Genomic DNA, 7662 nt, shown 5'->3' with positions numbered 1-7662 from the left:
TCGATCCCATCTGCAGCACTCCGATTCACGGTGGTGTTGCAACGACCACCTGAACCCAAGGATTGTTTATCGGACGCGAGCTAGAGCTGCTCGCGTTCGTTCTCTGGCTTGTTGGCGCCGCCATCTTTTTGCGCGGTTGCTCTGCGCTTCATCAGAGTGCGAACGAATCCAACGAGCATCGCAATACCCATGACGAAGGCCGCGCCGGCTATGAGCAGGTCAGTACCTTGCATGCCAGTCGTCAGTACGTAGATGGGGATCGCGATCACGATGCCCGTGCAGATGACGACGTTTCCGGCGGCAGCGATGGAACCGTCGGGCTTCGCGTTTGATGGCTGACGCCCCTTCATCGCGAGAGGTCCCCGGCTTCGAGAAGGTTCATAGCCCGATTCAACCATGAGGCATAAAAGCTGCGTCCCGATAGCCGATGGGCTCTCGAGACGGCTTGCTACTCGCCCCGCGACTGCCGCGCACGGTGCGCTCGGTAGCTGACGCCGTAGATGAGTGCCAGAGCCGCCGTCAGAACGGGCGGTGCGACTAGGCCGAGCTGGTTCCACCATGAAACTCCACCCACGGAAACAAGCACGAAGACAGCGAGTGTGAGCAAGAGCGCGGCCAGCACTCCCCATACAACCGCCGCCTTGGCACACCTGCTCGCCGGACCGGGCTGCAGCCAAAAGCTCTCCTTGGGCACGTCATCAGGGTAGGCGCAGCGTCGGGCTGCCGCTAGGCAATGTCCGGTAAGGGATCGCGCTGCGGGCGCGTCTCAAGCCCAGCGGCGCCTCAACCATAGGAGAGCTGCATCGGCTTCCTGCCGCTGAAAGTCCCTCAGGTTCGGCATGTCCTCGGGTGCCGGTACCTGGAGTTGCTCGACCCATGAGCCAGCAAGTCCAGCAAGGACCGCATCGACGGCCTCTGCCGGCACACCTCGGAGAGAAGGGTGATCGAGATGCTTTTCGACGTCTGCGTCCCCGTCGTTGACCAAGACATCGAGGAGGTATGTGACCGAGTCGAACCAGGATGCTCCGACACTGGCCCAGGGCCAGTCGACCAGCCACACCCGTGATCTTTCGTCGATGAGGAGGTTGTCGGCACGGCAGTCCAGGTGCACGAGGTGATCTCCCTCGGCTGCCCTGGGAAGTTGTGCGGCGACGTGGCGGAGCCGGTCGATGTGCGCACCGACCCAAGGATCGAGTTCGTTCACTGCTCCCGACGTGGTCAAACGGTTCCAGCTCGCAGCGTCCGATGTCAGCTCGTCCGAGAGTCGGGGCAACTGCGAGGGCGTCTCGATGCGGGGCAGCGTTCCGAGCGCATCGAGGACGAGCGTGGTGTCGTCCACCCCTGGCTGGCGGCCGTCGATGTCCTCGTAAGCCACGACGATCCAGTCGTCTTGCTCGAGGGTCCCGACAAGGCGGGGTGCGGACACCGACGTGGGAAGGTCCCGGACGATTGCTGCTTCCCGCCGATGCAGCTCGTAGGTGCCGACGTTGCGGGCACGTTCGACGGACTTTGCGAAGACACGGCGGCCGTCGGCAAGGACTAGGCGATCAGCACTCCCGGAGGAGAAGCCGCCGGTTTGACTGACGGCCTCCGTGACCTCGGCGCCGAGTGCATCCTCGACGGCGCGCCGCAAGGTGTGCGGTGCTTCTGCCCATGTCGTCCTGGCCATGATCATTCCTTTCCGCGGCAGCCCCACCCTTACACGGACGTGACCGCCCAATAGGGGATCGTCTGTCGAACAGGTCGCATCTATGCTGACGACGTGTCTGCTGCCGAGGTCGTCGAGCTCCTTCGAGAACGACGTGTCGCCCTCGAGGCGGGGCTTTCCGAGGCTGAGTTGCGTCGTGCTGAACGCCGATACGGCGTCCGTTTTGCCCCCGATCACCGCGAGCTCCTCGCCCTCGCGCTGCCCGTGGCTGATGGCTGGTACGACTGGCGGGCGAGGGCAGACAAGCGTGTCCGCGATGCGATCCGAGCGCCTTTCGAGGGCGTCTTGTTCGATGTCGAGAACAACGTCTTCTGGCCGGCGTCGTGGGGTCAACGCCCCGACTCCGTCGAAGCGCGCTTCGAGGTCGTGAAGCAACAGGTCACCACATGGCCGCAGCTCGTACCTCTGTACGGCCACCGTTATCTGCCGGCCGCGCCGTTCGGCCCAGGGGCCCCGGTCTTCTCCGTCGTCCAGACGGATGTCATCGTCTTCGGCACGAACCTGCTGGACTACGCAGCCCGCGAGTTTGGCACGCCCCGGGCGCTCCCTGAAGCGGTCCTGGCGACCCGCGGCCTGGAGCCCTGGTCCCTCCTGGCATTTGAAGAAGACGTTCCATAGGGCCGAACACGATCTGGGGGCAGCGTCCCGATAGACGATCGGTGACTGGGCTGCCCTAGACGCGAGGTGACCCGGAGAACGCGTCAGTGAACGTGCCGACCAGGATCACGACAGAGATGGCCACAAATATGAGACCTACGCAGAGAATCATGGTCGGATGGCTTTCAGAGCCAATGTGGACTCCCAGCCGTTCGCGCTCACTTTTGACCCGTCTCGAAAAGGGCAGGTGAAAGATCGCGAGGAGCAGCCCGACCACGATTAGCAGCGACGCGACTATCAGGGCGGCCGTTTCTGACGTGTTCAAGGCTGCACCTGCGGCGAGGGGTACCAGGCGGCTGATACGGCACGTCGCTCAGAGGGAGACATCGACCGGGGCATGTGCGTATTCAATCGGATCTCCGGAGCGCGTTCGCACCGTCAATCAGACTGCGGAGTGCCCGATAGGGGATCGTTCATTGGATCGATTCGTTCCTGCGGTGCGGCGTGGAGTGAGAGTGATTTCTCGCCTCTACGACTTCACTGTCACGAGGAAGCGCCTGTTGCGCTCGTTGACGAGTTCGCCCGACCACGGTGTCTCGAGGTGCCCGTCGTCCTCGTCGTCAAATCCGCGCAGGGCCGCGCCGCTGGGAACGCGAAGAATTGGTGTCGCGGAGCCATCCTCAGCGAGCACGAGGATGTCCACGACCCGACCGCGGATACGAGTTTCGATGGGGGAGTCGTGGTGGGTCTCGATCAACCGCACTTGTCCGTCCGCGTCCCGCCAACGAAGACAGCCCAGGTCGACTACATCGTTGCGTTCGATCGCCGGGCCGCAACATTCGTGCTCCCAATCGCCCACTTCGACTGTGACTCTCAAGGGTGCTCCTTCCGTGGCTCGTGTCGGCACGTTAGCGGAGTCGAAGCTGGTGCCCGTTAGTCGATCGCCGGCCGGGCAGTCGCTTAAGCACTGACTGGCACATCCATGGACTCCACGGGAGTTGGTGTTCGGGGGCGGTCAGCTACTTCTTCCACCAGAAGTCAGGTCTGCCCCCGAAAGCTTCGTGCATCTCCAAGACGATGTCCTGTTCGGGCTCACGGAAGAGGACCGGAACGCCGTCGGTGGTCACGGTCAGGCTTCCCTGTGAGTTGTCATCCAAGGCCTGTAAGCCGACAACCGTGCGACCATCTGCGCCCGTTGTCGCGCCCGTCATGCGCCAGCGGTCCCGGGACCTTGACCAGATACCCATCCTTAGGGGGAAGAAAAGACCCAGGTGAGCTGGCATGTTTTCAACGGTGCCTCGATCGACGTCCTCTTCATCGCGTTGCCCAGGGGAGGTCAGTAGCAGTCCGTCGATGGGGTTGTAAACGTCTCGTATGCCAGCGGCGTGGTCGACGCTTTCCCAGCAGCCCGTCTCGGGATCAGCCCACACCTCGTAACGGGTTTCGTCTCCACCGCTGGAGACGATGATGTGCCCGTGGAACTTGCGAGATACCTGTGGATCAAGCAGCTGGCCGATGACGGTCATCAAAGTGCCAACCGGGCCAGTGTCCGTGTGCGCCATATGAACCATTCTCGTTGATACACCGCCAAGAGCGTTGACGTAGAAGGGCATGGCTGTCTCTGAAGTCGGGCCAGAAGATAAAACGGGGTGTTGCCCGATAGCCGATCGCTTATCGGGGCTCGACAAGGCCTGCTTCTAGACAGCGCAGCGACGAACGCAGCATCTTCTGGAGCTGGCCTAGTTCCCGCAAGCTCCACCTGCTCAGCGCGTTAACACGGCTGTCGTCGGTGAGGTAATTGAACTGTCGTTGGACCAGTTTGTCGTAGACGGCTTGCGCGGCTCCAGATCGCGGCGGGGGGAGGCGCAGTGAGTGACGGACATCGTCGGCCAAGTTGATACAGGTGAGGGCCGCCTCCTCATCAAGCTTGTTCACCTTGCGGTCGAGGTAGTCCTTGACCCCACGCGCGTCGACGATGCTCAGGGCCTCCGGCGGGCCGCTCGGCCAGGACTGCTGCTCCGCATGGCGACGTGCCGCGTCTTCCGTGGGGAAGGTCTGGACAAGCGTGGCTCGGGTTGCGACGGCATCTCGCGTTTCGTCGTCGACATCCTGACCCCACCAGATGAAGCGGGGGCGAGGGTCAAGATCGACCCGGACAGGCCGCCCGTCATCAATGCGCATCTACTTGGTCTACAGGTCTTTCGTCAACGCTGTCTAATGCCGCAGGGAGGTGTTTGCGCATCTTCGTAGATGGAGACGATGCGCCTCGGCTTCCGCAGACTGTCGTTGTCTTGATAGGGGATCGTCTATCGGACGGTTTCACGACGCCTGAAACCGATCCGGCTCTCATGACCGGCTCATAGATTTCTCATTGAATTGACCAAGCCGGGCTCTTTAGCTTTGCCCCATGACGAAGACCACGGACACGAACAAGCGCCCGCGCCGCCACCAGCTCCTCCTCGGAACGACCGTGTTCCTGGTCGGGGGCCTCCTGCTCAGCGGCTGCGCCGCCGGCACCACCAGCTCCTCCAGCACGACCGGCTCCGGCACCACCACCTCGAGCAGCGCCACCGGCGACCTCACCGTCGCCGAGGCAGCGACCGAGGTCACGGAATCGGACTCGAGCACCACCGCCGAGACCATCACGAACACCACCGCAGCCGTTCAGGCGTTCCTCGCCACGCTCACCGACGAGCAGAAGGAAGCGGTCACCTACGACTACGGCGACGAGACCAAGACCACCTCGTGGTCGAACTTCCCCATCACCTTCGTCGACCGGGCCGGGCTGGACGTCGCCGACCTCACGGAAGAGCAGCAAGTCGCCGCCCTCCAGGTAATCGAGGCACTCCTCAGCGACGACGCCTACGAGACCGTCTCGAACATCATCGCCAGCGACCAGTACCTCGCGGACAATTCCAGCTCCACCGATGCCGATGTCCTCGGGCAGTACTACATCGCGTTCTTCGGCGACGCCTCCGACACCAGCGCCTACGAAGTCCAGTTCGGCGGCCACCACCTCGGCATCAACGCCACCCTCGACGGCACCGCCGACGCGATCACCTTCGCCCCGACACACCTCGGCGTGCAGCCCGCGGACTGGACCACGGACGACGGCACCGAGGTGCAGGCCTTCGATGGGATCTACACCGACGCGTTCGCGTTCTACGACTCCCTCACGGCCGAGCAGCAGGCGACCCTCACCTCCGGAGACGTCACCATGTGCGCCCCCGGCGACACCTGCGACTTCACCACCGGTGCCGGCCTGACCGGCGCCGACCTCACCGATGAGCAGCGCGAGCTCCTGCTCGACCTGGTCGCCAACTGGTCGGGCATGGCCGACGAGGAGAGCGCCGCCACCACCCGCGCCGAGATCGAGGCGACCCTCGACGACACCGTCATCGCCTGGTCGGGCGAGACCACCTACGACATGACCCAGGGCGACGGCATCAACTTCTCCATCTCCGGGCCGAACGTCTACGTCGGATTCCAGGCACAGCAGGGCTCCGCCGGCGCCGACGTCGAAGGTGTCTCCACCTCCGGCTGGGGCCACGTCCACACGATCTACCGCGACCCGACCGACGACTACGCAAACAGCGTCGAGCAGCAGGCGGCAACCGGCGGCATGGGCGGTGGTGCACCCGCGGGCGGCGCCCCGAGCGACGGCGGCACCCCGCCCAGCAACTAGTAAGGCCTCTAGCGAGGGAGGGTCACCACTGGGTTGCGTTCGGGCACTGAGTGGTCTTGCCTTGCCCCTCGTGCGCCCGGCACATGGAGGGGTGCAAATCTTGCGTGCTAACCGCGGTCTCGAGCCATGCCAGCCTCGGTATTGCGGGTCCCGACGGCCACGCCGTGCGGGGAGGCAGCCTCGATCCGCTCGAGGTCGCTCGTAGTGAGCACGACGTCTGCTGCGGCGACGTTCTCCTTGACGCGGGATGCTTTCGTGGTGCCGGGGATAGGGACCGTGCCGGCCCGGATCAGCCATGCAAGGGCGAGCTGCGCGGTACTGACGTTCTTCTCGTCGGCGATCACCTTGAGTGCGTCGACGACGCGGAGGTTCGCATCGATCGCTTCGTCGGAGAACCGGGGAAGGTTTCGACGTGCATCACCCTCGGGTAGGTCGTCCTTGCGGGTGACGGTGCCGGAAAGGAATCCGCGACCGAGAGGGGAGAACGGCACGAATCCGATGCCGAGTTCCCGCGCGGTGTCGAGAACTCCGTTGTGTTCGGCATCACGCTCGAACAGGCTGTATTCGGACTGGATTGCAGTGATCGGGAATGTTGTGTGGGCCCTGCGGAGGGTTTCAGCGGAGGTCTCTGAGACCCCGATGTAGCGGGCTTTACCGGCGCTGACGGCCTCGCTCATGGCGCCGATGGTGTCCTCGATCGGCACGTTCGGGTCGACACGGTGGAGGTACCAGAGGTCGACGTGGTCGGTTCCGAGGTGGCTCAGGGATCTGTCGATAGCGCGCCGCGCGTGTTCCGGGGAGCCGTCAAGGCCGATCGGTGCGCCGTCATCGGCGAAATTGGTAGCGAACTTTGACGCGACCGCCACCCGGTCCCGGTCAGCGCCAAGGACCCGGCCGAGCAGCTTTTCGTTCTCGAACGGCCCGTAAGCCTCCGCCGTGTCGAAAAGGGTGATGCCGAGGTCGAGAGCCTGCCGGATGGTCTCGGCGGAGCCTGTTTCAGTCGCGCCGCCGTAGAAGGCGCTCATGCCCATGCACCCGAGCCCGAGTGGGGATGTGGCGAGGCCTTGAGAGCCGAGAGGAATCTGCTGCATGGAAGTTCTCCGTTCACCGCCGGGTCGACCCGGACGCTTTGACTCTCGACCCTGGTGTGCAGACCATGTCAAGTGGGAGACTTGTGCCCATGCTGCTTCCCGAGGTCAATGTTGACGAGCCCGTGACGATCAGCGTCGCGGCGGATCTGCTCGGCGTCACCGTTGACACGATCCGCTACTACGAGAAAGAAGGCATCGCGCCGGCACCAGGACGAGGCTCAGACGGGTGGCGTCGGTACGACACTGCTGCGTTGAGTTGGCTCGCGGGAACGGTGATGCTCCGCGGCACGGGGATGAACGTCCAGGAAATGCGTGAGTACGCGGCCGCGTACAGGGCCGGTGCTGACGACTCTCGACGTCTCGTTCTTCTCGAACAGCACCACGCGTCTGTTCTCGCTCGGCAGGCGGAGGTGCAACGGCACCTTGCGGCGCTGGAACGGAAGATCGAGGCGTACCGCGAGACCATCGCCGCGGCCGGCGCCCGATCGGCGGCCTGACCGCCCTGTCCGGTCGACCACCCTTGGGTTCAGGTGGTCGTTGCAACACCACCGTGAATCGGAGTGCTGCAGATGGGATCGAGG

9 protein-coding genes are annotated in these 7662 nt (G+C 64.0%); 3 read left to right on the top strand and 6 right to left on the bottom strand.

Translation table 11 applies throughout. From position 1 onward, the window contains the following. Nucleotides 1–80: 80 nt before the first annotated feature. Together ASL10_RS03980 and ASL10_RS03975 are read right to left on the bottom strand one after the other, a co-directional pair. The gene (locus tag ASL10_RS03980) at nt 81–350 is read right to left on the bottom strand and encodes a hypothetical protein (RefSeq protein WP_157485252.1); all 270 of its coding nucleotides are present in this window, start codon (nt 348–350) and stop codon (nt 81–83) included. Nucleotides 351–766: 416 nt separating this feature from the next. Continuing rightward, nucleotides 767–1669 carry a phosphotransferase gene (locus tag ASL10_RS03975; protein ID WP_157485250.1) on the bottom strand — a complete coding sequence of 301 codons (903 nt, stop codon included), beginning with the start codon at nt 1667–1669 and terminating at the stop codon, nt 767–769. A 93-nt stretch (nt 1670–1762) separates the two neighbouring features. On the opposite strand from ASL10_RS03975, the gene ASL10_RS03970 reads away from it, so the two are divergent. Further along, a complete protein-coding gene (locus ASL10_RS03970; RefSeq protein ID WP_056044652.1) occupies nt 1763–2326 on the top strand; it encodes a hypothetical protein in 564 nt (187 codons plus the stop codon). Between the two features lie 508 nt (nt 2327–2834). Here the strand turns inward: ASL10_RS03970 and ASL10_RS03965 are convergent. The 3 genes from ASL10_RS03965 to ASL10_RS03955 form a co-directional block, all read right to left on the bottom strand. Then, nucleotides 2835–3164 (bottom strand): hypothetical protein, encoded by a 330-nt coding sequence (locus ASL10_RS03965; protein ID WP_200922565.1) that lies wholly within the window; start codon nt 3162–3164, stop codon nt 2835–2837. A 160-nt stretch (nt 3165–3324) separates the two neighbouring features. Beyond that, complete coding sequence (locus ASL10_RS03960) at nt 3325–3918, bottom strand: hypothetical protein (RefSeq protein WP_157485248.1); 594 nt, start codon at nt 3916–3918, stop codon at nt 3325–3327. Between the two features lie 58 nt (nt 3919–3976). Further along, entirely contained in the window at nt 3977–4486 is a 510-nt protein-coding gene (locus ASL10_RS03955) for a hypothetical protein (RefSeq protein WP_056044647.1), read from the bottom strand. A gap of 226 nt (nt 4487–4712) precedes the next feature. Here ASL10_RS03955 and ASL10_RS03950 point away from each other — a divergent pair, with 226 nt between their 5' ends. Next, a complete protein-coding gene (locus ASL10_RS03950; RefSeq protein WP_056044645.1) occupies nt 4713–5990 on the top strand; it encodes a DUF3500 domain-containing protein in 1278 nt (425 codons plus the stop codon). 107 nt (nt 5991–6097) lie between these two features. On the opposite strand, the gene ASL10_RS03945 is transcribed toward ASL10_RS03950, so the two are convergent. Then, nucleotides 6098–7081 (bottom strand): aldo/keto reductase, encoded by a 984-nt coding sequence (locus ASL10_RS03945; protein WP_056044644.1) that lies wholly within the window; start codon nt 7079–7081, stop codon nt 6098–6100. A gap of 89 nt (nt 7082–7170) precedes the next feature. On the opposite strand from ASL10_RS03945, the gene ASL10_RS03940 reads away from it, so the two are divergent. Next, a complete protein-coding gene (locus ASL10_RS03940; RefSeq protein WP_162234592.1) occupies nt 7171–7578 on the top strand; it encodes a MerR family transcriptional regulator in 408 nt (135 codons plus the stop codon). Nucleotides 7579–7662: the final 84 nt, after the last annotated feature.

It is taken from the genome of Frigoribacterium sp. Leaf8, assembly GCF_001421165.1.
Taxonomy (GTDB): Bacteria; Actinomycetota; Actinomycetes; order Actinomycetales; family Microbacteriaceae; genus Frigoribacterium.
The sequence above is the reverse complement of the archived record's forward strand: the minus strand, read 5'-3'. Positions and strand labels throughout refer to the sequence as shown.

What these genes read in the sequence shown, in the direction of transcription:
- ASL10_RS03950 (WP_056044645.1), top strand. Translation starts at nt 4,713, where the DNA reads ATGACGAAGACCACGGACACGAACAAGCGCCCGCGCCGCCACCAGCTC.
- ASL10_RS03960 (WP_157485248.1), bottom strand. Translation starts at nt 3,918, where the DNA reads ATGCCCTTCTACGTCAACGCTCTTGGCGGTGTATCAACGAGAATGGTT.
- ASL10_RS03975 (WP_157485250.1), bottom strand. Translation starts at nt 1,669, where the DNA reads ATGGCCAGGACGACATGGGCAGAAGCACCGCACACCTTGCGGCGCGCC.
- ASL10_RS03940 (WP_162234592.1), top strand. Translation starts at nt 7,171, where the DNA reads ATGCTGCTTCCCGAGGTCAATGTTGACGAGCCCGTGACGATCAGCGTC.
- ASL10_RS03955 (WP_056044647.1), bottom strand. Translation starts at nt 4,486, where the DNA reads ATGCGCATTGATGACGGGCGGCCTGTCCGGGTCGATCTTGACCCTCGC.
- ASL10_RS03945 (WP_056044644.1), bottom strand. Translation starts at nt 7,081, where the DNA reads ATGCAGCAGATTCCTCTCGGCTCTCAAGGCCTCGCCACATCCCCACTC.
- ASL10_RS03980 (WP_157485252.1), bottom strand. Translation starts at nt 350, where the DNA reads ATGAAGGGGCGTCAGCCATCAAACGCGAAGCCCGACGGTTCCATCGCT.